General features: G+C 60.8%; 23 protein-coding genes. 15 read left to right on the top strand and 8 right to left on the bottom strand.

Annotated features, from left to right (window positions below):
• Positions 1-56: 56 nt before the first annotated feature.
• The 14 genes from ACR0NJ_RS17315 to ACR0NJ_RS17250 all read left to right on the top strand — a co-directional run bounded on the left by ACR0NJ_RS17315 (position 57) and on the right by ACR0NJ_RS17250 (position 15,153).
• Complete coding sequence (locus tag ACR0NJ_RS17315) at positions 57-1,073, top strand: DNA-directed RNA polymerase subunit alpha (protein WP_039525561.1); 1,017 nt, start codon at positions 57-59, stop codon at positions 1,071-1,073.
• Between the two features lie 118 nt (positions 1,074-1,191).
• Entirely contained in the window at positions 1,192-1,611 is a 420-nt protein-coding gene (gene rplQ / locus ACR0NJ_RS17310) for a 50S ribosomal protein L17 (RefSeq protein ID WP_170334079.1), read from the top strand.
• A gap of 142 nt (positions 1,612-1,753) precedes the next feature.
• A complete protein-coding gene (locus tag ACR0NJ_RS17305) occupies positions 1,754-3,079 on the top strand; it encodes a DUF3300 domain-containing protein (protein ID WP_480818368.1) in 1,326 nt (441 codons plus the stop codon).
• 1 nt (position 3,080) lies between these two features.
• Complete coding sequence (locus ACR0NJ_RS17300; protein ID WP_480818367.1) at positions 3,081-3,971, top strand: DUF2950 family protein; 891 nt, start codon at positions 3,081-3,083, stop codon at positions 3,969-3,971.
• Positions 3,972-4,102: 131 nt separating this feature from the next.
• Positions 4,103-5,164, top strand: coding sequence for a TauD/TfdA family dioxygenase (locus tag ACR0NJ_RS17295; RefSeq protein WP_480818366.1), 1,062 nt, complete (start codon positions 4,103-4,105; stop codon positions 5,162-5,164).
• Between the two features lie 64 nt (positions 5,165-5,228).
• The gene (locus tag ACR0NJ_RS17290) at positions 5,229-6,614 is read left to right on the top strand and encodes a trypsin-like peptidase domain-containing protein (protein ID WP_480818365.1); all 1,386 of its coding nucleotides are present in this window, start codon (positions 5,229-5,231) and stop codon (positions 6,612-6,614) included.
• Between the two features lie 4 nt (positions 6,615-6,618).
• Entirely contained in the window at positions 6,619-7,932 is a 1,314-nt protein-coding gene (locus tag ACR0NJ_RS17285; RefSeq protein ID WP_480818364.1) for a replication-associated recombination protein A, read from the top strand.
• A 109-nt stretch (positions 7,933-8,041) separates the two neighbouring features.
• Complete coding sequence (locus tag ACR0NJ_RS17280) at positions 8,042-9,085, top strand: RluA family pseudouridine synthase (RefSeq protein WP_480818363.1); 1,044 nt, start codon at positions 8,042-8,044, stop codon at positions 9,083-9,085.
• Positions 9,082-9,753, top strand: a complete 672-nt coding sequence (locus tag ACR0NJ_RS17275) for an HAD-IA family hydrolase (RefSeq protein ID WP_480818362.1) — start codon at positions 9,082-9,084, stop codon at positions 9,751-9,753. The genes ACR0NJ_RS17280 and ACR0NJ_RS17275 overlap by 4 nt, the downstream gene beginning before the upstream one ends.
• Before the next feature lie 4 nt (positions 9,754-9,757).
• On the top strand, positions 9,758-10,465 hold the full coding sequence (locus ACR0NJ_RS17270) for an ATP12 family chaperone protein (protein WP_480818361.1): 708 nt from the start codon (positions 9,758-9,760) through the stop codon (positions 10,463-10,465).
• Between the two features lie 207 nt (positions 10,466-10,672).
• Positions 10,673-11,689, top strand: a complete 1,017-nt coding sequence (locus ACR0NJ_RS17265; protein ID WP_480818360.1) for an amino acid ABC transporter substrate-binding protein — start codon at positions 10,673-10,675, stop codon at positions 11,687-11,689.
• A 125-nt stretch (positions 11,690-11,814) separates the two neighbouring features.
• Positions 11,815-13,047: an amino acid ABC transporter permease gene (locus ACR0NJ_RS17260; protein WP_480818359.1), complete on the top strand. Its 1,233-nt coding sequence runs from the start codon at positions 11,815-11,817 to the stop codon at positions 13,045-13,047.
• 3 nt (positions 13,048-13,050) lie between these two features.
• Positions 13,051-14,349 carry an amino acid ABC transporter permease gene (locus ACR0NJ_RS17255; RefSeq protein WP_480818358.1) on the top strand — a complete coding sequence of 433 codons (1,299 nt, stop codon included), beginning with the start codon at positions 13,051-13,053 and terminating at the stop codon, positions 14,347-14,349.
• Positions 14,350-14,361: 12 nt separating this feature from the next.
• Positions 14,362-15,153 carry an amino acid ABC transporter ATP-binding protein gene (locus ACR0NJ_RS17250; protein ID WP_480818357.1) on the top strand — a complete coding sequence of 264 codons (792 nt, stop codon included), beginning with the start codon at positions 14,362-14,364 and terminating at the stop codon, positions 15,151-15,153.
• Between the two features lie 45 nt (positions 15,154-15,198).
• Here the strand turns inward: ACR0NJ_RS17250 and ACR0NJ_RS17245 are convergent, their stop codons facing one another.
• From ACR0NJ_RS17245 to ttcA, 8 genes are all read right to left on the bottom strand, one after another.
• Complete coding sequence (locus ACR0NJ_RS17245) at positions 15,199-15,696, bottom strand: SixA phosphatase family protein (protein ID WP_480818356.1); 498 nt, start codon at positions 15,694-15,696, stop codon at positions 15,199-15,201.
• On the bottom strand, positions 15,693-16,379 hold the full coding sequence (locus ACR0NJ_RS17240) for a ferredoxin (RefSeq protein WP_480818355.1): 687 nt from the start codon (positions 16,377-16,379) through the stop codon (positions 15,693-15,695). Before ACR0NJ_RS17240 ends, ACR0NJ_RS17245 begins: the two co-directional genes overlap by 4 nt.
• A 19-nt stretch (positions 16,380-16,398) precedes the next feature.
• Positions 16,399-17,262: an acetylglutamate kinase gene (gene argB / locus ACR0NJ_RS17235; RefSeq protein ID WP_480818354.1), complete on the bottom strand. Its 864-nt coding sequence runs from the start codon at positions 17,260-17,262 to the stop codon at positions 16,399-16,401.
• 162 nt (positions 17,263-17,424) lie between these two features.
• On the bottom strand, positions 17,425-18,078 hold the full coding sequence (gene yihA / locus ACR0NJ_RS17230; protein ID WP_480818353.1) for a ribosome biogenesis GTP-binding protein YihA/YsxC: 654 nt from the start codon (positions 18,076-18,078) through the stop codon (positions 17,425-17,427).
• The gene (locus ACR0NJ_RS17225) at positions 18,075-18,812 is read right to left on the bottom strand and encodes an MOSC domain-containing protein (protein WP_480818352.1); all 738 of its coding nucleotides are present in this window, start codon (positions 18,810-18,812) and stop codon (positions 18,075-18,077) included. The genes yihA and ACR0NJ_RS17225 overlap by 4 nt, the downstream gene beginning before the upstream one ends.
• Positions 18,809-20,638, bottom strand: a complete 1,830-nt coding sequence (yidC, locus tag ACR0NJ_RS17220; protein ID WP_480818351.1) for a membrane protein insertase YidC — start codon at positions 20,636-20,638, stop codon at positions 18,809-18,811. Before yidC ends, ACR0NJ_RS17225 begins: the two co-directional genes overlap by 4 nt.
• A 125-nt stretch (positions 20,639-20,763) precedes the next feature.
• Positions 20,764-22,299, bottom strand: coding sequence for a putative bifunctional diguanylate cyclase/phosphodiesterase (locus ACR0NJ_RS17215; RefSeq protein ID WP_480818350.1), 1,536 nt, complete (start codon positions 22,297-22,299; stop codon positions 20,764-20,766).
• A gap of 64 nt (positions 22,300-22,363) precedes the next feature.
• Positions 22,364-23,245, bottom strand: coding sequence for a tRNA 2-thiocytidine(32) synthetase TtcA (gene ttcA, locus ACR0NJ_RS17210; protein ID WP_480818349.1), 882 nt, complete (start codon positions 23,243-23,245; stop codon positions 22,364-22,366).
• Positions 23,246-23,354: 109 nt separating this feature from the next.
• Here ttcA and ACR0NJ_RS17205 point away from each other — a divergent pair, with 109 nt between their 5' ends.
• The gene (locus ACR0NJ_RS17205; RefSeq protein ID WP_480818348.1) at positions 23,355-24,290 is read left to right on the top strand and encodes an alpha/beta fold hydrolase; all 936 of its coding nucleotides are present in this window, start codon (positions 23,355-23,357) and stop codon (positions 24,288-24,290) included.
• The last annotated feature ends 4 nt before the right edge of the window (positions 24,291-24,294 follow it).

Here is a 24,294-nt window from a genome sequence, read left to right as displayed (position 1 = left end):
CCTCGGGCGTCTGCACCTTGTTGGTCATGGGGCGCGGACAGGAATGGAGGGATTACATGATCCACAAGAATTGGGCAGAATTGATCAAGCCGACCCAGCTGGACGGCAAGCCGGGCAACGACCCTGCGCGTCAGGCAACGCTGGTTGCTGAACCGCTGGAGCGTGGCTTTGGTCTGACCCTGGGCAACGCGCTGCGCCGCGTTCTGATGAGCAGCCTGCAAGGTGCGGCCATCACCAGCGTTCAGATCGACAACGTGCTGCACGAGTTCTCCTCGGTCGCGGGCGTTCGTGAAGACGTCACCGACATCATCCTGAACCTCAAGGGTGTGTCGCTGCGCATGGAAGTCGAAGGCCCCAAGCGCCTGTCGATCAATGCCAAAGGCCCCGCCGTTGTCACCGCTGGCGACATCAGTGAAAGCGCCGGTATCGAGGTTCTGAACCGCGATCACGTCATCTGTCACCTGGACGATGGCGCCGACCTGTTCATGGAACTGACCGTCAACACTGGCAAGGGTTACGTCTCGGCTGAGAAGAACAAGCCCGAAGATGCACCCATTGGCCTGATCCCGATCGACGCGATCTATTCGCCGGTCAAAAAGGTTGCCTATGACGTTCAGCCGACCCGTGAAGGTCAGGTTCTGGACTATGACAAGCTGACCCTGAAGATCGAAACCGATGGTTCGATCACGCCGGAAGACGCACTGGCCTTTGCCGCGCGCATCCTGCAGGATCAGCTGTCGATCTTCGTCAACTTCGACGAGCCGGAATCGGCTGGTCGCCAGGACGAGGACGATGGTCTGGAGTTCAACCCGCTTCTGCTGAAGAAAGTGGACGAGCTGGAACTGTCGGTCCGTTCGGCAAACTGCCTGAAGAACGACAATATCGTTTACATTGGCGATCTGATCCAGAAAACCGAAGCCGAGATGCTGCGCACCCCGAACTTCGGCCGCAAGTCGCTGAACGAGATCAAAGAAGTGCTGTCCGGCATGGGTCTGCACCTCGGCATGGATGTCGAGGACTGGCCGCCCGACAACATCGAAGATCTGGCGAAAAAATTCGAAGACGCGTTCTAAACGCGTCTTCCCCAATGCCCGGGTTGCCGGGGACTATATGGGCACTTCCGCCCCAAGGAGAGCCGGTGACACGCATCGCCGGCCAGACAAAGCAAAACGCGAAAGAAGGAATTAGAAAATGCGTCACGCACGTGGTTACCGCCGCCTGAACCGTACTCATGAGCACCGTAAGGCTCTGTTTGCGAACATGGCTGGCTCGCTCATCGAGCATGAGCAAATCAAAACAACTCTGCCCAAGGCAAAAGAACTGCGCCCGATCATCGAAAAGCTGGTCACTCTGGGCAAGCGCGGCGACCTGCACGCCCGTCGTCAGGCCGCAGCACAGCTGAAAGAAGACAAAGACGTCGCAAAGCTGTTCGAAGTTCTGGGCCCCCGCTATGCCGAACGTCAGGGCGGTTATGTCCGCATCCTGAAGGCTGGCTTCCGCTATGGCGACATGGCCCCGATGGCGATCATCGAATTCGTGGATCGTGACGTCGACGCAAAAGGGGCGGCTGACAAAGCCCGCGTTGCAGCCGAAGAGGCCGCAGAAGAATAAGACTGGCTATCGTCAGTTAAACTTGGAACCCTCACGCCTTGCGGCGTGGGGGTTTTCTTTTTAGTGACGCACGGCGTGTTCGGCTCTGTGTTGCCAGAATCGTAAACTTCGGCGATCTTTAAAGAAATTGAAGGATCGCAATATGTTTAGATATATGATTTTTGCGCTTCTGATCGGCGCAGGCGGTGCGCTTTACGCGCAGGACACGTCCGGCGAGACGACCGAGGATGCATCCGCCGACCTGCTGACGGATGCCGAACTGCAAACGCTGGTTGCACCGGTCGCCCTATACCCCGACACGCTGCTGATCCAGATATTCGTTGCGGCCACGCAGCCGCTGGAAATCGTTAAGGCCGAGCGGTACTTGCTGGATAACGCGGATCGTGACCCGGCAGAGCTTGAGCCCGAGATCGACGCGATGGGCTGGGACCCCTCGGTTACCGTGCTGGCGACGGCCTTCCCCGAGGTTGTGGGCCAGATGGCAACCCATATCGACTGGACCGAGACGATGGGCACCGCAATGCTGGCCCAATCCGACGACGTGATGGATGCGGTTCAGGTCATGCGGGATCAGGCGATTGATAGCGGTGCGCTTATCTCGGGCGAGGAACAGACCGTCGAAGTGGCCGAAGATGATACCGTCACGATTGTTCCGACAAATCCCGAAACCGTCTATGTGCCGCAATATGACTACCAGACGGTCTACACCGGCCCTTCGACCGGCGACGTGATCGGTGCGGCCCTGCTGACCTTTGGCACCGTGGCGCTGATTGACGAGATTTTCGACGATGACGACGATTGGTACGATTACTGGGGTTGCCGGAATTGCGGCGGCTGGAATGGCAATCCCATCGTTCGAAACCCCGATATCGACATCGATGTGGATGGCAACGTCAATATCGGCAACGAGATTGATCTGGGCGACCGGACCGATATTGGCTGGAAACCGGACCCCGGACGGAAAGAGGATGCCCGCAACAAGATCGCAGATCACAAACGGCCCGAAGGCGGTCGTGGCGATCTGCCCGTGACCCGACCGGACGGGCGCACGGACGAGTTGCGCGCCAAACTCAGCCGGGACTCCGGTGCCGCAGACATCAGCCGTGATAGGTCGGGTGCCGCTGCTTTGGCCGCAGGCGCTGGGGCCGGTGCGGTCGCGGGTGGCGCGCTGGCCAATCGTGACGGCGCGAAAAAACAGCTGCCACCGCTCAATCCCGGTGGCGTGGATCGGGACAAGGCCGCGGCCAAGCAAAATGCAATAGACCGCACCAAGCAACGGCCAGACACGACAGAGAAGCCTGTCAAACGCAATGCGCAGACGGCCAAGAAGCCTCAGGCCAAGAAGGCCACGGCGCAGCGTAAGCCCTCGGCCCAAAAAGGGCAGGCCATGAAGAAGAAAGCCTCGGGTCACAAAACGCACTCGGCCTCGAAGCGGGGCCATGCGTCCAAAGGAAAGCGGAGACGGTAAGATGCGCAAGTTTTTGATTTCATCCGCTTTCGTTTTCGCAACGGTTGTGCCAGCGCTGTCAGACGGTGCGCGCTTCGACACACCGCAATCGGCTTTGGACGCGTTCATAGGCGCGTTGGAGACGGAAGATCAGGGCAAACTGCTGGAGATTTTCGGGCCCGAGGCCGAAGACCTGTTGGCAACCGGCGACCCGGAGGAAGATCGGTCCCGCCGGCAAGAGGTTCTGGCCATGTATGCCGAAGGCTATCGCTTTCAGCCCGAGGAAAACGGCGTCATCCTCTTGATGGGCGAAGATAGCTGGCCCTTCCCGATCCCGATCACTCGGGACGGTGCGCAATGGCAATTCGATCTGGACGCCGGGATAGAAGAGCTTGCCGCGCGCGAGATCGGGTTGAATGAGCTGGATGTCATGGACCTGCTCGAAGCCTATGTCGATTTGCAGGCCGCATTCCGTCTGGTCGATCACAATGGCGACGGGGTGATGGAGTTTGCGCGCACGATCATCTCGGGTCCCGACACCCGCGATGGGCTGTTCTGGCCGGGCGAGGACAGCCTTGTCGGGGCTGCCTTGGCGCGGGCTGCGGCCTCGGGGTGGAGCGACGGGGAACAGGATTACGAACCGGAACCCTTCCTGGGCTATTACTACACCATCCTGCAGGGGCAGGGTGCCAACGCGCCCGGCGGCGCGCACTCCTATTTCGCAGGCGATCAGATGGTGGCTGGGCATGCCTTGCTGGCGGTTCCCGCAGAATATGGCGAGACCGGTATCCACACGTTCCTGATCGGCGAAAACGGGATCATCTACGAGGCCGACTTTGGCCCTGAAACGCTCGACCGCACGGCGGAGATTTCGGAATACGACCCCGGCCCGGACTGGTCCGTGGCCGAGTGATTTGCTCTGCGCGTGCGTCAGGGTCGCCCAATTGATGGCGCTTATGTCGTTTTTGGGCGATTTCCGATGATTTGAGACGATGAAACCCGCCCCTCCTGGCGCGACTCTGAACTGCAAACGAGGAGGGCGATATGACAGATGTGCTTTCGAAAATCCCAGTCGAACTGACGGGCCCGTCCGTCTGGACCGGGCGCGAGATGGCCGCGCGGCAGGGTGAGTGGATTGTCGATCTGACCCAAAGCGATATCGAGGACCTGGAGCAAGCCGCACTGCACTATTTGACTTTGGGGCGCGACATCGGGGAAATTACCAAGGCCGATTTTCCATTGGCAGACTTTGGTAAGCATCTGGAAACCCTGCGCGACAAGCTGATCAACGGCATCGGTTTCGAGGTAATCAGGGGATTGCCGGTTCAGCGCTACACACAGGAAATGGCGGCAACGATCTTTTGCGGCGTGGGTGCGCATCTGGGCTCGGCCCGATCCCAGAATGCGCAGGGCCATATTCTGGGCCATGTGCGCGATATCGGCGCGGATGCCAGTGATCCGAATACGCGCATCTACCAGACCCACGAGCGCCAGACCTTCCACACGGACAGCGCCGACATCGTCGGGCTGCTTTGCCTGCGCGAGGCCAAGGAAGGCGGCGACTCGCTGCTGGTCAGCGCTGAGGCGATCTACAATCGGATGCGCGCCGAATGCCCGGACCTGCTGGCCCGCCTGTTCGACCCGATTGCAACCGATCGGAGGGGAGAGGTGCCCGAAGGGATGCAGCCCTTCATGACCATCCCTCCCTTTTCCTGGCATGAGGGCAAGCTGACCGTGTTCTACCAGCGCCAATATATCGACAGCGCGCAAAGGTTCCCCGAGGCGATGCACCTGACCTCGGACCACGTGGCCGCGCTGGACAGGTTCGACGCGCTGGCCAACGATCCCGCGCTGTACCTCCTGATGCGGCTGCAACCCGGGGACATGCAGTTTGTCTATAACCATGCACAACTGCATGACCGCACCGGCTTCGTTGACTGGCCCGACCCAGCCCAGCGGCGACATCTGCTGCGCTTGTGGCTGTCGCCCGACGGTGACCGGGAACTACCCGAGGTGTTCAAACAGCGCTATGGCACCATTGAGATCGGCAAACGGGGCGGCATCATCACGAAGGGCACCCGCCTGCACGCGCCGCTGGATGGGTAAACCACCATTGCATTACGGATCGCGTGGACGCATATCCAACAGGCCACAGAAGTTTGAGGTCTGAATGCTCCGCGCGACCCTTTTCGCTTTTTCCCTCGCTTGCGCATCCCTCGCCTATGCGGAAACACGGGTGCCCCAGTCACAAGCCGAGATATCGCTGGGTTTTGCCCCGGTGGTGAAACAAGCCGCGCCTGCGGTCGTGAACATCTACGCCAAGATCGTCCGACAGGGCCGCGCACGGCCTTTGTTCTCGGACCCGTTCTTTCGGGATTTCTTTGGCCGGGGGTTTGGCGAGCCGCAGCAACGGGTGCAGAACTCGCTGGGCTCGGGCGTGATCCTGTCCGGGGATGGCTATGTGGTGTCCAACTATCACGTGGTGGGCTCGGCAACCGAAATTCGCGTTGTCACCACCGACCGGCGCGAGTTTTCCGCCCGGGTCGTTCTGGGCCATGAGGAAAGCGACATCGCCATTCTACGGTTGGAAGAGGCGGACGATCTGCCCTTCCTGAGTTTGCGCGATTCAGATCAGGTTGAGGTCGGCGAACTGGCGCTGGCCATCGGCAACCCGTTTGGCGTGGGGCAGACGGTGTCGTCGGGCATCATCTCGGGTCTGGCGCGCACGGGGACGGCGACCGGGAATGCGCGCGGGTATTTCATTCAGACTGACGCGGCGATCAATCCCGGCAATTCCGGCGGGGCGCTGATTGACGTGAACGGCGATCTGATCGGGATCAACACCTCGATCCTGACACGTTCGGGCGGGTCGAACGGGATCGGGTTCGCCATCCCCGCCAATCTGGTGGCCGAGTTCCTGCGGCAGGCGCAAGCGGGCAATGAGGGTTTCGTCAGCCCCTGGGCCGGGATGTCGGGCCAGCACATGAGCGCGGACATCGCCGAGTCGCTGGGTCTGGTCATTCCGCTTGGCGTGGTGATTTCCGATCTGCACGACCTCAGCCCGCTGGCCGATGCGGGCCTGAAGGTTGGCGATGTAGTCACGCATGTGGACGGGGATGAGGTCAACTCACCCGCTGAGATGAAGTTTCGCATGTCGGTTGCCGGGGTCGGCGGAACCTCGGTCCTGACCCGGCTGCGTGGTGAACAGAGTGACGAGGTCGAGGTGGCGCTGATCAAGGCGCCGGAAACCCCGGCGGCCGAGGAAACGACGTTGGATGACCAAACCGTGCTGCCGGAACTGACGGTTTCGGGCGTCAATCCGGCGGTGATCAGTCGCTTGGGTCTGCTGTTGTCGCAAACTGGCGTCGTCGTTGTCGATCCCGGCCCTTACGGCGCGCGCGCAGGGCTGCGGGCCGGGGATGTTCTGAGCGCCATCAATGGCGACGACATGCAGCGCCCCGCAGATGTGGTGGACGCGCTGACTGATCCGGGGCGCAGGGTGCAGATGGATATTCAGCGCGGCAGTCGCACCATGTCGCTGCGGTTCCGTTTGTGATACCGTGAGCGATCTGTTCGATACCGGGGCCGCCGCGCCCGCACCAGCCCCGCACCGCCCGCTGGCCGACCGTTTGCGCCCGCAAACGCTGGCCGAGGTGATTGGACAGGATCAGGTACTGGGCCCGGATGCGCCTTTGGGCGTCATGCTGGCCTCGGGCAGCCTGTCCAGTCTGATTTTCTGGGGCCCGCCGGGGGTTGGCAAGACCACCATCGCGCGCTTGCTGGCGCAGGAAACGGACCTGCATTTCGTGCAGATCAGCGCCATTTTCACCGGTGTGCCCGACCTGAAAAAGGTGTTCGAGGCGGCGAAGATCCGACGCCAGAACGGGCAGGGGACGTTGCTGTTCGTCGACGAGATCCACCGGTTCAACAAGGCACAGCAGGACGGGTTCCTGCCCCATATGGAGGATGGGACGATCCTGCTGGTGGGGGCCACGACCGAGAACCCCTCGTTCGAGCTGAACGCCGCTGTGCTCAGCCGGGCGCAGGTGCTGGTGCTGGAACGCCTCAGCCTGAGTGATCTGGAACGGCTGACCCAGCGGGCCGAGAAAGAGTTGGGCCGGGCGCTGCCGCTGACGCCTGCGGCGCGCGATGCGCTGCAGGAGATGGCTGATGGCGACGGGCGGGCGCTGCTGAACCTGATCGAGCAGGTCTCGGCCTGGAAAACTGACGCCGCGCTGGACCCCGATGCGCTTTCGACCCGCCTGATGCGGCGCGCGGCGAAATACGACAAGTCGGGGGATGAGCATTACAACCTGATCTCGGCGCTGCATAAATCGGTGCGCGGGTCTGACCCGGACGCGGCGCTCTATTGGTTTGCCCGGATGCTGACCGGGGGCGAGGATCCGCGCTATCTGGCGCGCCGGATCACCCGGATGGCGGTCGAGGACATAGGTCTCGCCGACCCGCAGGCGCAGGCGATCTGCCTGCAATCCTGGGAGACTTACGAACGCCTCGGTTCACCCGAGGGCGAGTTGGCTCTGGCGCAGGCGCTGGTGTATCTGGCGCTGGCGCCGAAATCGAACGGGGCCTATGTGGGCTTTAAGGCGGCGATGCGGTTGGCCAAGCAATCGGGCAGCGAGCCGCCGCCAAAGCACATCCTGAACGCGCCGACCTCGCTGATGAAGGATCAGGGCTATGGCAAGGGCTATGCCTATGACCACGATGCCGAGGATGGGTTTTCGGGCCAGAATTATTTCCCCGACGGGATGGAGCGGCCCGAGTTGTATCAACCGGTCGAGCGCGGGTTCGAGCGCGAGTTGAAAAAGCGGCTGGACTATTTCTCGAAACTGCGGGCGCAGCGAAACGCGCGGTAGGCCCGGCTTGACTCTTGGCCCCCAGCGGGCCACAGACGCGCAAGTTTTCAGGGACACTGACAAGGGTGCAATCCGGGCGGGTCAGCCGCACGGTACAAGGGGCAATGGCATGAGTGGCGTGCAGATGATTACAGTTGCTGAAGGGGACGGAGACCAGCGTGTCGATCGCTGGCTGCGCCGCCTGTTCCCGCATGTCAGCCAGGGCCGGATCGAAAAGATGTGCCGAAAGGGCGAATTGCGTGTCGATGGCAGCCGGGCCAAAGCCTCGACCCGGCTTGAGGCCGGGCAGGTTGTGCGGGTGCCGCCGCTGCCGGATGCGGATCACAAACCAGCTGAGGTGAAGCGCCGGATTTCCGACGCGGATGCCAAGATGATCCAGTCCTGCGTGATCTATCGCGACGATCACGTACTGGCGCTAAACAAACCGCAAGGCTTACCGGTGCAGGGCGGCAGCGGCCAGACCCGCCACGTTGACAGCCTGTCCGAGGCGCTGCGGTTTGGTTACGACGAAAACCCGCGTCTTGTGCATCGGCTGGACAAGGATACCTCCGGCGTCCTGTTGCTGGCCCGCACGCGCGAGGCCGCCAAGGGCCTGACCGCCGCCTTCCGTCACCGCGATACCCGCAAGATTTACTGGGCTTTGGTCGCAGGGGTGCCCACGCCATATCTGGGTGAGATCAAGACGGGCCTTGTCAAAGCCCCCGGTCACGGCAAGCACGGCGAAGGGGAAAAGATGATCCCCGTACATATGGATGAGATCGACAGCACGCCGGGCGCAAAACGCGCGCATACCCACTATGCCACGCTCTACCGCGTTGCGGGACGGGCGGCCTGGGTGGCGATGGAGCCGATCACCGGGCGCACCCATCAGTTGCGGGCGCATATGGCCGCGATCGGGCATCCGATCATCGGCGATGGAAAGTACGGCGGCTCGGGTCAGGAGAACCTTGGCGATGGTTGGGGTGCGCAATTGGGTGGGATCATCAGCAAGAAGCTGCATCTGCACGCGCGGCGCGCGTCTTTTCAGCACCCGATGACGCGCAAATCCGTCACCGTGGTCGCGCCCTTGCCCGAGCATATGAAACACAGTTGGGACACCTTCGGCTGGACCGAGGATCTGGCCGCAGACGACCCGTTCGAGGACCTGCAATGAGCGAACCTTTGCGGCTGGTCCTGTTCGACGTCGATGGCACGCTGGTCGACAGTCAGGGCAGCATCGTCCATTGCATGACAACCAGCTTTCAGGCGTCCTCGGTCGAGGCACCGTCTCGTGACGCGATCCTGTCGATTGTGGGGCTGTCCCTGCCACAGGCCATTGCACGGCTTGCGCCGGAACACTCTGCTGCGGTGCAGGCGCGATTGGTCGAAGGCTACAAAGAGGCCTTCCATGCCTACCGGTTGGAACTGGGCGCTGGCAGCTCACCGCTTTATCCCGGCGCGCGCGAGGCCATCGAAACCTTACACGCTGTCCCCGAAATCCTGCTGGGCGTTGCCACCGGCAAATCCCAGCGCGGACTGGACGCATTGATCGAGGCGCATGGGCTGGAGCGCTACTTCGTCACCCGGCAGGTTGCGGATCATCACCCGTCGAAACCGCATCCTTCGATGGTGGAAGCCGCATTGGCGGAAACCGGGGTCGAGGCCGCAAATGCGGTGATGATCGGCGATACCAGCTACGACATGGATATGGCCGCCGCTGCCGGGGTGCGGGGGATCGGTGTGTCCTGGGGCTATCACGACCCGACGGCCCTGACCTCGGCCACCTGTATGATTGAAACGTTCGACCAGTTGCCCGGTGCGCTGGCAAACCTCTGGACCTGACGACATGAGCGACTGGAAACCGAAACGCTTCTGGAAAACCAGCGCCGTTGTTGAGGCAGAGTGCGGCTTTACCGTCGAATTGGACGGACGCCGGGTCAAAACCCCCGCCAAGGCCGCGCTGATCCTGCCGACCCGCGCCATGGCCGAGGCTGTGGCCGCCGAATGGGACGCTCAGGAGACCGAGGTCGACCCGGCCTCGATGCCATTTACCCGCTCGGCCAATGCGGCGATCGACAAGGTACGGATACAGCATGCCGAGGTGGCCGACATGCTGGCTGACTATGGCGATTCGGATTTGCTGTGCTATCGCGCGACCCATCCGCAGGAATTGCGGAACCGACAGACCGATGAATGGGACCCGGCGCTGGACTGGGCGGCCGAGGTGCTTTCCGCCCGGCTGTTGCCGGTCGCCGGGGTGTTGCACCAGCCGCAGCCACAGGAGGCCCTGATCGCGCTGCGCCGCCGGGTGCACGCGATGGATGCCTTCCAACTGGCTGCCTTCCACGATCTTGTCAGCCTTTCGGGCTCGCTGGTTCTGGGCTTTGCAGCAGCGATGAACTGGCGCGAAGCCGAGGTCATCTGGGAAATTTCGCGGCTGGACGAACGCTGGCAGATCGAACAATGGGGCCATGACGACGAGGCCCATTCGGCAGCGGAAACAAAGAAAGCCGCTTTTTTGCACGCCAAACGCTTCTTCGACGTATCTGTCTGATCCTTTACCCCAGAAATTGGGACCGGCCTGCCAAAACCTGTTGGCCGGACCCATCGTTTTCTCTGATCCGGCCCTTGACGTTTGTTTATGAATGCGCCCAAACTCAAGCCCACTAAAGGGGAGACACCTTTGGGGAAACCTTTCCGGCGTTAAATCGCCGGGTAGAACCGTTCCTTTGTGAGGGCGGAAAATCAGGAAGAGGTAAAAATGAAAAAATCCGTAATCTTGGGCGCGGCAACAGTTGCCGGTCTGGCCGCTGGCGCAGCCGTGGCGGGTACTGTGGACGACGTCAAGGCACGGGGTACGCTGAACTGCGGTGTGACCACCGGTCTGGTCGGCTTTGCTGCACCTGACGCAAATGGTGAATGGCAAGGCTTTGACGTAGATCTGTGCCGCGCCGTGGCCGCTGCCGTTCTGGGTGACGCGAATGCGGTAGAGTTTGTGCCCACCACCGGCAAAACACGCTTTACCGCGCTGGCTTCGGGTGAGATCGACATGCTGGCCCGGAACACCACCTGGACCTTCAGCCGCGACGTAGACCTGAAGTTCGAATTCGTGGGCGTCAACTATTATGACGGTCAGGGTTTCATGGTTCCCAAGGCTCTGGGCGTCAGCTCGGCCAAGGAACTGGACGGCGCAACCGTCTGCATCCAGACCGGCACCACCACCGAGCTGAACCTGGCCGATTTCTTCCGTGCCAACAACATCAGCTACGAGCCGGTTCCGATCGAAACCAACGCCGAAGCGCAGCAGCAGTATCTGGCTGGCGCATGTGACGTTTACACCACCGACGCTTCGGGCCTGGCCGCAACCCGCGCCACGTTCGAAAACCCCGGTGATCACGTCCTGCTGCCTGAAATCATCTCGAAAGAGCCGCTGGGCCCGCTGGTCCGTCACGGCGATCACGAGTGGGGCGATGTTGTCCGCTGGACCCTGAACGCGCTGATCTCGGCTGAAGAGCTGGGTGTGACCTCGGCGAATATCGACGAGCTGAAGTCGGGCACCGACAACCCGGAAGTGAACCGCCTGCTGGGTACCGAAGGTACGCTGGGCGAGATGCTGGGTCTGGATGCCGACTGGGCTGCCAAGGCGATCAAAGCGGGTGGCAACTACGGCGAAGTGTTTGCCACGAATATCGGTGAAGAAACCCCGATCGGTCTGGCACGCGGCCTGAACGCGCAGTGGACCGATGGCGGCCTGCTGTACTCGCCGCCGTTCCGCTAAGACATCCACCGGAGAGGGCGCGGGGCAACCTGCGCCCTCTTCACTAATAACTGCTGTGGACGGGTGCAGAGCGGGGACAACCTCGCCGGGGTAAAGCAGTCCACAGGCTACGGGGATTCCAAAATATGTCGACTATGACAGACCCGCCGAAAGCTGATTTTCGGTTGTCGATGCTCATAAACGATACCCGCTATCGCTCGATGACATTTCAGGTGATTGCGGCAATCGTTATTGCGCTTAGTATCTGGTATCTGGGCAACAACCTGATCCAGAACCTCAGGGCCGCTGGCCTTAACATTTCCTATTCGTTCCTGGGCGATCCGTCCGGTTACGATATCAACCAACGCCTCATTGAGTATGACAGCCAATCCTCGCATGGACGTGCGGCTGTTGTCGGCATTCTGAACACTCTGCTGGTGGCCTTTTTGGCCTGTATCACAGCAACCGTGTTTGGCGTGATCGCCGGCGTTCTACGCTTGTCCAACAACTGGCTAATCTCAAAGCTGATGGCGTTTTATGTCGAGATCTTCCGGAATATTCCGGTTCTGATCTGGATTCTTATCATCTTCTTCATCATCACCGCTGCGATGCCCGCACCAAGGGCCTATTTGGGTGAGGATGCCGAGCGTGGAATGGTGCTCGGACTCTTTGCCTTTACCAACCGCGGAATTTACGTACCGCTTCCATACTTTACAGGCGGTTTTGGCGGCGTTGCGAACTGGTTGCTTGTAATTGCAGTGTTGGTCGCGTCCTATTTCTCTACGCGATTTGTGAATAAAAACGCTCAGATTAAGCAAGAGGAAACAGGCGTCAGGCCAAATACCCTATTAGTAAACGCCGCGATTTGGATCTTGCCGCTGATCGTTGTTCTGTTTTCGTTGGGACTGTCATGGAACCTGCCTGATCCTTTGGCAAACCGTTTTAACCTGCGAGGGGGTCTTCAAATCGGTGCACCACTAATCGCATTGTGGTTCGCCCTGTCGATCTACACTGGTGCCTTCATTGCTGAAAACGTACGCGCGGGGATTCAGGCGATCAACAAGGGTCAGACCGAGGCCGCCGCAGCGCTGGGTCTACGTCCCGGACGGATTATGAACCTTGTGATCCTGCCACAAGCACTGCGGGTGATCATCCCGCCGCTGATCTCGCAGTACCTGAACATCACTAAGAACTCGTCGCTGGCGATTGCCGTTGGCTATGCCGATATCACCGCAACATTGGGTGGTATCACGCTGAACCAGACCGGTCGCGCGATTGAGTGTGTTCTGCTGCTGATGCTGTTCTACCTGACGGCCTCGCTGCTGATTTCGATGGTGATGAACATCTACAACGCGTCCGTCAAGTTGAAGGAGCGCTGAGCCATGAGTGATCAAACGACGAATTCGATCGCCTTCGTGGCAGAAGGCACAATCCCCCCTTCACCGCCCCCGGCAAACGAGGTCGGTGTGGTCAAGTGGATGCGCGAGAACTTGTTCTCGGGCGTAGCCAACACGATCCTGACGGTGATCTCGCTGATCCTGATCTACCTCATTCTGAAAAACACGCTACCGTGGATTTTGAATGGAGTTTGGAATGCGAACTCGCTGGCGGAATGTCGCGAGATTCTGGCAGGTAAGACGGGGGCCTGTTTCGCCGTTCTGACCGAGCGTTGGCCGCAACTGATCTATGGCTTCAAATACCCGTCCGAGGAATATTGGCGCCCGAATCTGGCCTTTGTGCTGATGTTGGTGGCCTTTGCCCCTGTGCTGTTCTTCGATCTACCGCGCAAGCTGCTGATCTTTACCGCGCTTTACCCGTTCATCGCCTTCTGGCTGATCTGGGGCGGTACCATCCTTGCGCCATTGGTTGCGCTGGTGGGCTGTATCGCTGCGGGTGCGGTGTTCCAGAAACTGGGTAAGAACAGCTTTGCCGCCGGGTTCTTTGGTGCCATCGTCATTGCACTGATAATCTGGAATGTAGGCGCGGCACTGATCCCTGAAGGCGCGTCAGAAAACGCCTGGTTGACTTACGTTCCCAGCCGTGACCTGGGCGGTTTCATGCTGAACATGATGCTGGGTGTGACTTGTGTGTCGCTGTCGGTGCCGCTGGGTATCGCGCTGGCGCTGGGTCGTCAGTCCAGCATGCCGCTGATCAAGTGGGTCTGCGTCATCTTCATCGAATTCATCCGTGGCGTGCCTCTGATCACGCTGCTGTTCGTGGCTTCGGTGATGCTGGCCTATTTCTTCCCGCCTGACAGCACGGTCGACCTGTTCCTGCGCGTCGTGATCATGATCACCATGTTCTCGGCCGCCTATATCGCCGAGGTGATCCGCGGCGGTCTGGCAGCGCTTCCGCGCGGGCAGTACGAGGCAGCAGACAGTCTGGGTTTGGATTACCCGCAGGCCATGCGTCTGATCATCCTGCCGCAGGCTCTGAAGATCTCGATCCCCGGGATTGTGAACGTGGCCGTTGGCCTGTTCAAGGACACCACACTGGTTTCGGTCATTTCGATGTTCGATCTGGTGGGTATGATCCGGGGTCCCATCCTGGCGTCGACCGAGTGGCAAGGCATTTACTGGGAGCTTTTTGGCTTTGCCGCGCTTCTGTTCTTCGTCGTCTGCTACGGCATCTCTCAATATTCTCAGTGGCTCGAGCGTCGCCTTGCCACAGATCATCGTTAAGGAGTTCAACACATGTCTGAACTTGCAGTAGAACGCGAAATCGACCGCTCAAAAATGCAGGTGAGCGACGAGGTCGCCATCGAAATCAACGGCATGAACAAGTGGTACGGCTCGTTCCACGTGCTGCGCGACATCAATCTGACCGTCAATCAGGGCGAGCGGATCGTTATTGCAGGCCCGTCGGGCTCGGGGAAATCCACCCTGATCCGCTGCCTGAACGCGCTGGAGGAACACCAGCAGGGCACGATTGTCGTCGATGGGATTGAGCTGTCGAATGACCTCAAGAACATCGACAAGATTCGGTCCGAGGTTGGCATGGTGTTCCAGCACTTCAACCTGTTCCCGCACCTGACCATTCTGGAAAACTGCACGTTGGCCCCGATCTGGGTGCGCAAAACGCCCAAGAAAGAGGCCGAAGAGCGCGCGATGCATTTCCTGGAAAAGGTGAAAATCCCAGAACAGGCGGACAAATACCCTGGCATGCTGTCTGGCGGTCAGCAGCAGCGTGTGGCGATTGCCCGTTCGCTGTGCATGATGCCGCGCATCATGCTGTTCGATGAACCGACATCGGCCCTGGACCCTGAGATGATCAAAGAGGTGCTGGACACCATGATCGAACTGGCCGAGGAAGGCATGACCATGCTGTGCGTGACCCACGAGATGGGCTTTGCCCGTCAGGTCGCCAACCGCGTTATCTTTATGGATGCCGGCCAGATCGTGGAGCAGAACGAACCGGAAGAGTTCTTCAACAACCCGCAAAGCGAGCGGACCAAGCTGTTCCTGAGCCAGATTCTGGGCCACTGATCCGATTGAGATCGAGGGAAGGCGGGGCCTTGGCCTCGCCTTTTTCTATGCCAGCAACTCACGCGGGATGGTGAAACCCAACACTGTCCCGCTGTGCCATGTCACCTCCGCCCAATTCGCGATGTCGAAACGGATCACCGTCGTGGCGCAGGTGGGGTAGTCGTAGAATCTGGTGTGATCGGGGCCTTGCCGCACAATGTGCTGTGCGAAAGCTGCGATTCCGGGATTGTGCCCCAGCATCAGCACCGTTTCCCCGGTCGCGCCGGACAGAACGGCCAGCATCTCGTCCGGTCCGGCGTGGTACAGGTTGCGGGTGAAGCCGACCGTGGCGGCCTGCAGGCCCATCCTGTCCCATGTCTCGCGCGTCCGGGCAGAGGTGGAACTGATGACCTCATCGGGCAGCCAGCCGTTTTGTTTGAGCCACGCACCGATGGCCGGGGCCGACTTGCGCCCGCGCTTGTTCAGCGGGCGGTCATGGTCGCTGGCAACCGGCGCGTCCCAGCTGGATTTTGCATGGCGGGTCAGGATCAGTGTGCGGGTCATGTCGGGTGGAACGCTTTCATATGGTGGGCGGATTGTTCCGGATCGCGGCCCGCCCCGGCGCTGAGCGGGCAGGCCAGCCGGGCCAGGCAACCGCCAGTCATGCAGCTTTGCCCCTCGGGCGTGTTCAGATGGTCGTGGCAGGCGTCGACGCTGTAAAAAGCCTCGGCATTCAGCGCCCCAACCGGGCAGGCTGTCGTGCAGGGGGCTGGGCAGCCTGTGCAGGGCGATGGGGCGTTGATTTCGGGGATGTCGAACTCTTGCGCAAAGTGCAGCGCGCCGCGGTACGAGATCATCATGCCGACCGTGTCATGCACCAATGCGCCGACCGGGCTGCTGAAGGTGCGCCCGGATTTCAGCGCCCAGTCGATGAACGGGGCGTAAGGCGGTCCGCCAAAGGGGAAATGGGCCTGCGCACCCAGCCTCTGCGCCATGCCGCCAATAACACGGCTGGACCAGCGGTCCACCGGGTCGGGGCGCTGCCATTCGGGCGAGTCTTTCAGAACGGGCCAAAACGCCGACCCCGCGCCCAGAAGGACGAGGGTCCCCCCGTCCAGTCCTTTGGCACCGCTGATACGTGGATGGGTCGCGCCCATGACGATCAGACCCGCCTGATGCGCAACGCGCCCCACCCAGCCATAGCTGATTGCCGCCATGTAAGAGGAGGGTGGGGGATGTCCGGTCATCTCTCCTCCGCAGATCGGGTCAGTCGGGCCGGATCAGCGAACCCGCGCCGTGTTCGGTGAACAGCTCCAGCAGAACCGCGTTCGGCGCGCGCCCGTCCAGAATGACCACGGCGCGCACGCCGCTGTGCAATGCGTCCAGCGCCGTTTCGGTCTTGGGGATCATGCCGCCCGCAATGGTGCCGTCCATCGTCATCTCACGGATCTGACCGGCTTTCAGCTCGGTCACAACCTCACCGGCTGCATTCTTGACGCCCGAGACATCGGTCAGCAGCAACAGGCGATCCGCCTTCAGCGCCGAGGCAATGGCCCCGGCAGCTGTATCGCCGTTGATATTGAAGGTCTCACCGTCCCGGCCCGCACCCAGAGGGGCGATCACCGGAATAACGTCGTGGGCGAACAGGTTGTGCAGAACCTTGGGGTTCATCTCCGAGGGCGAACCCACGAAGCCCAGCGATGGGTCGGCCTGATCGCAGGTCATCAGATTGGCATCCTTGCCCGACAGCCCGACCGCCGTGCCGCCCTGCTGGTTGATCGCCTGCACGATGCGCTTGTTCACAAGGCCCGACAGCACCATCTCGACCACCTCGACGGTCGCCTTGTCGGTGACGCGCTTGCCGTTCACGAACTCGGATTGAATCTGCAGCTTGTCCAGCATCGCGTTGATCATCGGCCCGCCGCCATGCACGACCACCGGGTTCACGCCGACCTGACGCATCAGCACCACGTCGCGTGCGAAACTGTCCATCGCCTCATCGCTGCCCATGGCGTGGCCGCCCAGCTTGATGACGACAATCGCGCCGTCATAGCGCTGCAGATAGGGCAGGGCGCTGTTCAGGGTTGCGGCGGTGGCGATCCAGTCCCGGTTCATGTCTCGTGTCTTCATGGCTAAGGTCCCTCTGACAGTCCGTGTTAGGACCTTTGCGCGGCACTGCCAAGGGCCTAAAGCAGTTCCGGTTTACATAGAATCGCCGATGCCCTGCCTAGCCTTCGGCGCTCTTGGGACATTGGCGATCAGTCTTATTAATGAGAACCGGAACTGGCGTGACTATTCCAGATGCGCGATTATTGAGCGCAAGATCGGAATGCCGTCGCCTTTCTCGGATGAGGTCAGCACGATCTCGGGGAAGGCCGCCGGGTGTTTGGACAACGCGCCGCGCACCTGATCCAGCACTTTCGCGCGGTCCTTTGCTTTCACCTTGTCGGCCTTGGTCATCACGCATTGAAAGGTCACGGCGCTGGTGTCCAGCAGTTTCATGATCTCATCATCCACCGGTTTCACCCCGTGGCGTGAATCAATCAGAACAAAGGCCCGCCGCAGGGTCTGACGCCCGCTCAGATACTGTTTCAGCAGCCGCTGCCATTTCTCAACCACCTTCACCGGCGCATTGGCGTAGCCATAGCCGGGCAGGTCGACCAGATAGAGTTCTGGACCTTGCGTGAAAAAGTTGATCTCTTGCGTGCGGCCCGGCGTGTTTGAGGCGCGCGCCAGCCCCTTGGTGCCGGTCAGCGCGTTGATCAGGCTGGATTTACCCACGTTCGAGCGGCCCGCAAAGCAGACCTCTAACCGGTCGGGGGCGGGTAACCCGTCCATGGCCACGACGCCTTTGACGAACTCGGATTCGCCTGCAAACAGCTTGCGGCCGGTTTCCGCCGCAAACTCATCGGGGGTTTCGGCCAAGGGGAAGGGGAGCGCGTTCATAGCATCTGCACCTTGTCGCCGGTCCGGACCAAGCCGCCCTCCAGCACTTCGGCATAGACACCGAAATCCTGATGATCCCAGCTTTTTAACGCTCCCAGCGTATCGGCATCGCGTTCGCCGGTATCGGGGTTGGCGGTGGTCGCCAGACAGCGCGTGATGCGTTCGCGGACGCGGAACACGGCCTCTCCGATGCGGATATCGCGGCCCAGCCAGTCGAACTCTTCCCAAAGCGGCAGGCCGTCGAACCAGATATTACCGCGCCAGCGTACAATGGACAGATCGTGGCCCAGCTTCTGTTCCACTGCCCGGTGTGAGGCCATGTTACACAGGCTGATCGAAGGGAAATCGCTGTCCGTCATACCCCGTCCGGGGACGCGGACGATGCGGGCCGAGGCCGCGCGATCGGCAGGCATCAAGGGTTCGACCCAATCCAGAAACGTGTCCTGCTGGGTGTCCGGCTCAAAACTCAGATCGGGGCGGTCGGGGTGGCGCAGCGTCACCGTATCGCCCTGCAACTGCGCCGAGATTGCCATCAGCTGGGGTGCCTTGGCCCCCCGGCTGAAATTGGCGCATGGCACCCATTCCGAGCCATCGGCTTTCGAAGCCTCATGCGCGACGGCCCAAACACGATCCCCGGGCATGGTCTGCCCGGGGGTCATAGTGACGTGATCAAGGCTTTCACGCCCGTGGCTTTTGATCGGGTGCCGCCACAGGCTGGTGACCGCGCCGCTCATTTGTCATCCGTCTTTGGCGTTTTCTTGAAGCCCGACTTAATGTTGCCGAACACATCAGGCGTATAGCCCTGACTGCGCATGATCAGGTATTGCTGGGTGAAGGTGATCGTGTTGTTCGCAATCCAGTACACCACCAGACCGCTGGCAAAACCACCCAGCATGAACATGAAGACCCACGGCATCCAGGCAAAGATCATCGCCTGCGTCGGATCAGTTGGCGCCGGGTTCAGCTTTTGCTGCAGCCACATCGAGATACCCAAGAGCAACGGCAGGATTCCGATGAAGATCAGCGCCATGAAGCTTTCGGGCTGCGGGGCTGCCCAGGGCAACAAGCCGAAGAAGTTGAAGATTGAGGTCGGGTCGGGCGCACTCAGGTCCTGGAACGGGCCAAACCACGGGGCCTGACGCAGTTCGATGGTGACGAAGATCACCTTATACAGCGAGAAGAAGATCGGAATCTGCATCAGGATCGGCAAACAGCCCGCGGCGGGGTTCACCTTTTCCTTCTTGTACAGTTCCATCATGCCCTGCTGCATCTTCTGACGGTCGTCGCCAGCGGCCTCTTTCAGGGCCTCCATCTGCGGTTGCAGTTCCTTCATCTTCGCCATCGAGACGTAGGATTTGAACGCCAGCGGGAACAGGATTGCCTTGATGATCAGGGTCAGGCCGATGATCGACCAGCCCATGTTGCCGATCAGGGCGTTGATGTTGTGCAGCAGCCAGAAGATCGGCTTGGTCAGGAAGAAGAACCAGCCCCAGTCGATGCTGTCGATGAATTTCTGCACGCCTTCCTTCTGGTATTCGCGAATGGTCTCCCATTCTTTGGCACCGGCAAACAGGCGTGTCGTGACCTCTTCCGTAGCGCCGGGGGCGACGGTCAGCGTCGGCAGAACGGTTTCGGTCTGGTAGATTTTGCGGCGCGAGTCGTATTTGGCCGCCGCCTTGAAGGCCGAGCCCGGTTCGGGGATCAGCGTGGTCATCCAGTAGTGATCGGTGAAGCCGATCCAACCGTCCTGCTTGACTTGATACACTTCGGCCTGGGCTCGTTCGTTCGGGTCGATGTCGAAATCGCGCACGTCGCCGTAGTCGACCTCGGACAGGGTACCGTCGGCCATGCCGATCACGCCCTCGTGCAGAATGAAGAAGTTTTTCAGACCGGGCAGATCGCCATCCTCGCCGATCCCATGGCGGGCGAGAATGCCATACGGTGCCATCCCAACTTCGGCCTGTGTGCCGTTTTCAACGGATTGCGTGACCGAGAACATATAATCCGCGTCCACCGAAATCGTGCGGCGGAAGGTCAGGCCGTTGCCGTTATCCCAAAGCAGGGTGATGGGGCTGTCCACGCCCAACGCTTTACCCTGCTCCAGGGTCCACAGGGTGTTGGGGCCGGGCACATCTGCGCCTTCCAGCCCGGCACCGGGGGCCCAGCCGTAAAGGGCGTAATAAGCGGATTCAGAGCCCACCGGCGCAAGCAGCTCAACGATGGGCGCGCCTTCATCAATGGAAACCTTGTAATCTTTCAGGAACAGCTCGTCGATGCGGCCGCCCGACAGCGACAGGCTGCCTTTCAGGCGCGGCGTGTCGATCTGCACACGCGGGGCCTGTTCTTCGGGCAGGGTTTCTTCCGCGGCAGTCGTTGCCTCGCCCAAAGTGCCGGTTCCCGAGGCGCTGGGCGTCTGAACATCGGTGTCCTCGACAGCAGCGATCTCGGCCTGTTCGGTTGTGGGTGCCGGTTCCGGCGGAGGGAACAGGACGAACCAAACCAGGATCACCATGAAGCTGAGCGCGGTTGCGAGGATGAGATTCTTGTTCTGATCGTCCATCTGGGACAGCCACCTTGAGCAGTGAAAGACACCCGCAGGGTTCAACAGAGTGCTGGCCCAAAGGTCAAGCGGAATCGCCGGTAAATTCGCCTTGCACAGGCTTTCCGTGATGCAATTCCGTCCCGCTACCCGGTTTGTCGACCGATTTTGGGGACGCCCCCGATTTTATTGCGATGGGCGGTGATCCAGTCGACGGTTTTTTCGACGGGCATGGGTTTGCCGATCCCGAAGCCCTGAACATGGTTGCAGCCCAACTGGGCCATCAAGGCGTGTTCGCCTGATGTCTCGACCCCCTCGGCCAGGGTCTCAAGATTCAGCTTGTCGGCCATGGTCAGAATGGCGCTGGCCAACTGCTGCTGGCTGGGGTCCTGATCGGACTTGGTGACGAAAGAGCGGTCGATTTTGATCCGGCACACCTTGAACCGTTTGATCGACGCAATTGACGCGTGGCCGGTTCCGAAATCGTCCAGATCAATGCAACATCCCAAGGCCGCCAGACCCGAGACGTTGCGGGTGATCACGTCGTCGGGACGGTGCGAGAACACGGTCTCCAACACCTCAACTGCCAGCCGGTCCGGGGTCAGGTCGAATTGATCCAGCTCCCATTTCAGGCGGTCAATCAGGCTGGGATCGCGCAACTCGTCCGACGAGAAATTGATCCCGATCCGAGGCACGATCATTCCGGCGCGGTCCCAGTCGCGCATGGCGGCAAAGGCATGTTCGCGGATGGCCTGGCCAAACCGCTCCATCAGCCCGGCCTGCTCGGCAAAGGGCAGGAACAGATGCGGCCCGAGGACGCCCTTGCTGGGATGTTCCCAGCGGGCCAGCGCCTCAAAACCCGTCACTTGCCCTGTATCGGTCGAGATCTGCGGCTGGAACCAAGGGCGGATTTCCCCGTTGTTCAACGCGGAGTCAAATTCCTTGCGCAAGTTGGTCCTGATTTTCGACCGGCGGCTGATCTCGGCGGAGTAGGCCCGAATGGTCGAGGGGCCATTTTGCTGCGCCTCAAACAACGCGCTGAATGCGGCTTCTTTCCAGTCGCTGGCCGTGCCGTCCGTGGCGTTGGTGCTGAGGCAGAACCCGATTGAGCAGGACAGGTACACGCCCGCTTCGTTCAGCATCACCGGGGTTTCGATTGCGGACTGGATGCGCCCGGTCAACTGGATGCAGGTCTCAAGATCCAGATGCTGCGCAGGGCTGAGACCGATCAGGATCCTGTGCCCGTCCAGCCGGGTCACGAAATCCCCGGTTCGGATCACCGAAAGGACGCGGGCGCAAACCTGCTGATTGATATGCTCGGCGGCGGCCTGACCGTGCAGATCAACGATCTGGCTGTGGCTGTCCAGCGCCAGCGCGATACAGGCCGAGGCGTCGCCGCTGCGATTGGCAGCCGAGAACACATCACCAAGGGCAGCGTCAAAGCCATCATTTGGCAGCAGCCCGCCCGATGATTCGCGACCGTTTGCCCTGGGCCGGGACCCCGCTATGCCGGAACCCGCCCATATCAGCGGCAGCCCCAGCGCGACCGCCACCAGCGCCCGTTCCCCGCCTATCCAGAATGCCCCGAGGCTGATCGCGGGCACAAAGGCCAGCGCGGAAGGGCTGTCGAACACACCTGAGAGGGATCGAACCAATCGTCGAAAAAATAGGGAATTTCGCATCAGTTTCCGGGCCTTGGCTGACATCGCACAAGGCAGACCCTAGGAAACCTCTCTGAGTCAGTCGTTAACGCAAGCGCGGAATTTCTTCTGAATTTTCGTCGATTTCACCGGATTTCAGCGCAAGATTGGCGAAATCGAACAGTTTCGGGTCCAGCAGATGCGATGGCCGCGCATTTGTCAGCGCGCGGAACATGACCTGCCGCCGTCCGGGGCTGTTCTTTTCCCACTGGTCGAGAATCTGTTTCACCTGCTGGCGCTGCAATCCGTCCTGACTGCCGCAGAGATCGCAGGGGATGATGGGATAGTTCATCGCGTTGGCAAATTTCTCGCAATCGGCCTCGGCCACATGGGCCAGCGGGCGATAGACGAACAGATCGCCTTCTTCGTTCACCAGTTTGGGCGGCATGGTCGCCAGACGCCCGCCGTGGAACAGGTTCATGAAAAACGTCTCGAGGATATCGTCGCGGTGATGGCCCAGCACGACCGCCGAACAGCCCTCTTCTCGCGCAATACGGTACAGGTTGCCCCGCCGCAGGCGCGAGCAGAGCGCGCAATAGGTACGGCCCTGCGGGACCTTATCCATAACCACTGAATAGGTGTCCTGATATTCGATGCGATGGGGCACGCCCATGCGTTCGAGGAACTCGGGCAGGACGGTGGCAGGAAAGCCGGGCTGACCCTGATCCAGATTGCAGGCCAGCAGATCGACCGGCAGCAGGCCGCGCCATTTCAGCTCATGCAGAACGGCCAGCAGGGTATAGCTATCCTTGCCGCCCGACAGGCAGACCAGCCAGCGGGGGGGCTTCCCTTCACCGCGTTCGATCATCCCGTAGTGCTCGATGGCTTCGCGGGTCTGGCGCACGATGCGCTTGCGCAGCTTCTTGAACTCGGTGGTCGAGGGCGCGCCGGCGAACAGCGGGTGGATATCGTCTGCGTCATCAAACATGGGCCCGTGCGTACACCGAGCAATGCGCCCGGGCAAGGCTGAACGCAGCCGGTTTGGGGATGTGCGCCGGATGTGGTAGGAAGCCAGCATTTCAGGCAGGAGCGAATTCATGGACTATTTCTTTTCCGTCCGTGCCCGCAAGGGCGATCACTACTCGAACAAACTGGGGGCTGCGCGGTATCTGGCGATCCCCGGCACCGCGAAACAGCCTGCGCGAAAACATGAGGTCCGGGTCTCGGACTGGCTGCGCGACGTCCAGGCCGCGGCGGGGGCGACCGACGAGGGCAAGGGCCATATCGTCGTGTTTGTGCATGGCTTCAATACCGAACAGTTCGAGATGCTGGAACGTCACCGCAAAATCCGCAAAGGGCTTGAGGCGCACGGATTCAAGGGCGTCGTTATCAGCTATGACTGGCCCAGCGACGGGTCGGTTCTGGGTTACAATTCGGACCGGGCCGAGGCGCGGCGGTCGGCGGACAAGCTGTTTGTGCACGGTATCAACCGGTTGTCGCGCATGCAGACGGCGGATTGTCGGTACAACATTCACGTTCTGGCGCATTCCATGGGCACCTATCTGGTGCGCGAGGCGATGGATTATGCCGATGACGACCACGCCACGGCCCAGACCAGTTGGACAACCAGTCAGGTGGCTTTTGTGGCGGCGGATGTGTCGTCGAAATCCTTCCGGGACGGAAACCCCAAAACCTCATCCCTGTTGCGTCGCAGCGCACGGTTGACCTGTTACTACAGCCCGTTTGACGAGGCGCTGTCGGTCTCGGAAATCAAACGTATCGGTGTCTCACGCCGGGCCGGGCGGGTCGGTTTGCCCGAGGATCGGGCGGACAAGGCGGTGAACCTGTATTGCGGCGCGTTCTACAAGAAGACCAAAGACAGCTATCCGGACGGGAAATCCGCCTCGCATAGCTGGTATTTCGACGCGCCGAGGTTCTACGAAGACCTGTTTCACACCTTCATGGGCAAGCTGGACCGTGAGGTCATTCCGACCCGGGCGCGCACGGATCGCGGCAATCTGGCGCTGGTCTGAGGCG

This window comes from Ruegeria sp. F11 (genome assembly GCF_056533855.1).
Note: the sequence above shows the minus strand (reverse complement) of the source record. Positions and strands in the feature narration are given on the sequence as shown.

Coding starts and splice junctions, on each gene's coding strand:
- ACR0NJ_RS17315 (WP_039525561.1), top strand. CDS start 57: ATGATCCACAAGAATTGGGCAGAATTGATCAAGCCGACCCAGCTGGAC.
- rplQ (WP_170334079.1), top strand. CDS start 1,192: ATGCGTCACGCACGTGGTTACCGCCGCCTGAACCGTACTCATGAGCAC.
- ACR0NJ_RS17305 (WP_480818368.1), top strand. CDS start 1,754: ATGTTTAGATATATGATTTTTGCGCTTCTGATCGGCGCAGGCGGTGCG.
- ACR0NJ_RS17300 (WP_480818367.1), top strand. CDS start 3,081: ATGCGCAAGTTTTTGATTTCATCCGCTTTCGTTTTCGCAACGGTTGTG.
- ACR0NJ_RS17295 (WP_480818366.1), top strand. CDS start 4,103: ATGACAGATGTGCTTTCGAAAATCCCAGTCGAACTGACGGGCCCGTCC.
- ACR0NJ_RS17290 (WP_480818365.1), top strand. CDS start 5,229: ATGCTCCGCGCGACCCTTTTCGCTTTTTCCCTCGCTTGCGCATCCCTC.
- ACR0NJ_RS17280 (WP_480818363.1), top strand. CDS start 8,042: ATGAGTGGCGTGCAGATGATTACAGTTGCTGAAGGGGACGGAGACCAG.
- ACR0NJ_RS17275 (WP_480818362.1), top strand. CDS start 9,082: ATGAGCGAACCTTTGCGGCTGGTCCTGTTCGACGTCGATGGCACGCTG.
- ACR0NJ_RS17270 (WP_480818361.1), top strand. CDS start 9,758: ATGAGCGACTGGAAACCGAAACGCTTCTGGAAAACCAGCGCCGTTGTT.
- ACR0NJ_RS17265 (WP_480818360.1), top strand. CDS start 10,673: ATGAAAAAATCCGTAATCTTGGGCGCGGCAACAGTTGCCGGTCTGGCC.
- ACR0NJ_RS17260 (WP_480818359.1), top strand. CDS start 11,815: ATGTCGACTATGACAGACCCGCCGAAAGCTGATTTTCGGTTGTCGATG.
- ACR0NJ_RS17255 (WP_480818358.1), top strand. CDS start 13,051: ATGAGTGATCAAACGACGAATTCGATCGCCTTCGTGGCAGAAGGCACA.
- ACR0NJ_RS17250 (WP_480818357.1), top strand. CDS start 14,362: ATGTCTGAACTTGCAGTAGAACGCGAAATCGACCGCTCAAAAATGCAG.
- ACR0NJ_RS17245 (WP_480818356.1), bottom strand. CDS start 15,696: ATGACCCGCACACTGATCCTGACCCGCCATGCAAAATCCAGCTGGGAC.
- ACR0NJ_RS17240 (WP_480818355.1), bottom strand. CDS start 16,379: ATGACCGGACATCCCCCACCCTCCTCTTACATGGCGGCAATCAGCTAT.
- argB (WP_480818354.1), bottom strand. CDS start 17,262: ATGAAGACACGAGACATGAACCGGGACTGGATCGCCACCGCCGCAACC.
- yihA (WP_480818353.1), bottom strand. CDS start 18,078: ATGAACGCGCTCCCCTTCCCCTTGGCCGAAACCCCCGATGAGTTTGCG.
- ACR0NJ_RS17225 (WP_480818352.1), bottom strand. CDS start 18,812: ATGAGCGGCGCGGTCACCAGCCTGTGGCGGCACCCGATCAAAAGCCAC.
- yidC (WP_480818351.1), bottom strand. CDS start 20,638: ATGGACGATCAGAACAAGAATCTCATCCTCGCAACCGCGCTCAGCTTC.
- ACR0NJ_RS17215 (WP_480818350.1), bottom strand. CDS start 22,299: ATGCGAAATTCCCTATTTTTTCGACGATTGGTTCGATCCCTCTCAGGT.
- ttcA (WP_480818349.1), bottom strand. CDS start 23,245: ATGTTTGATGACGCAGACGATATCCACCCGCTGTTCGCCGGCGCGCCC.
- ACR0NJ_RS17205 (WP_480818348.1), top strand. CDS start 23,355: ATGGACTATTTCTTTTCCGTCCGTGCCCGCAAGGGCGATCACTACTCG.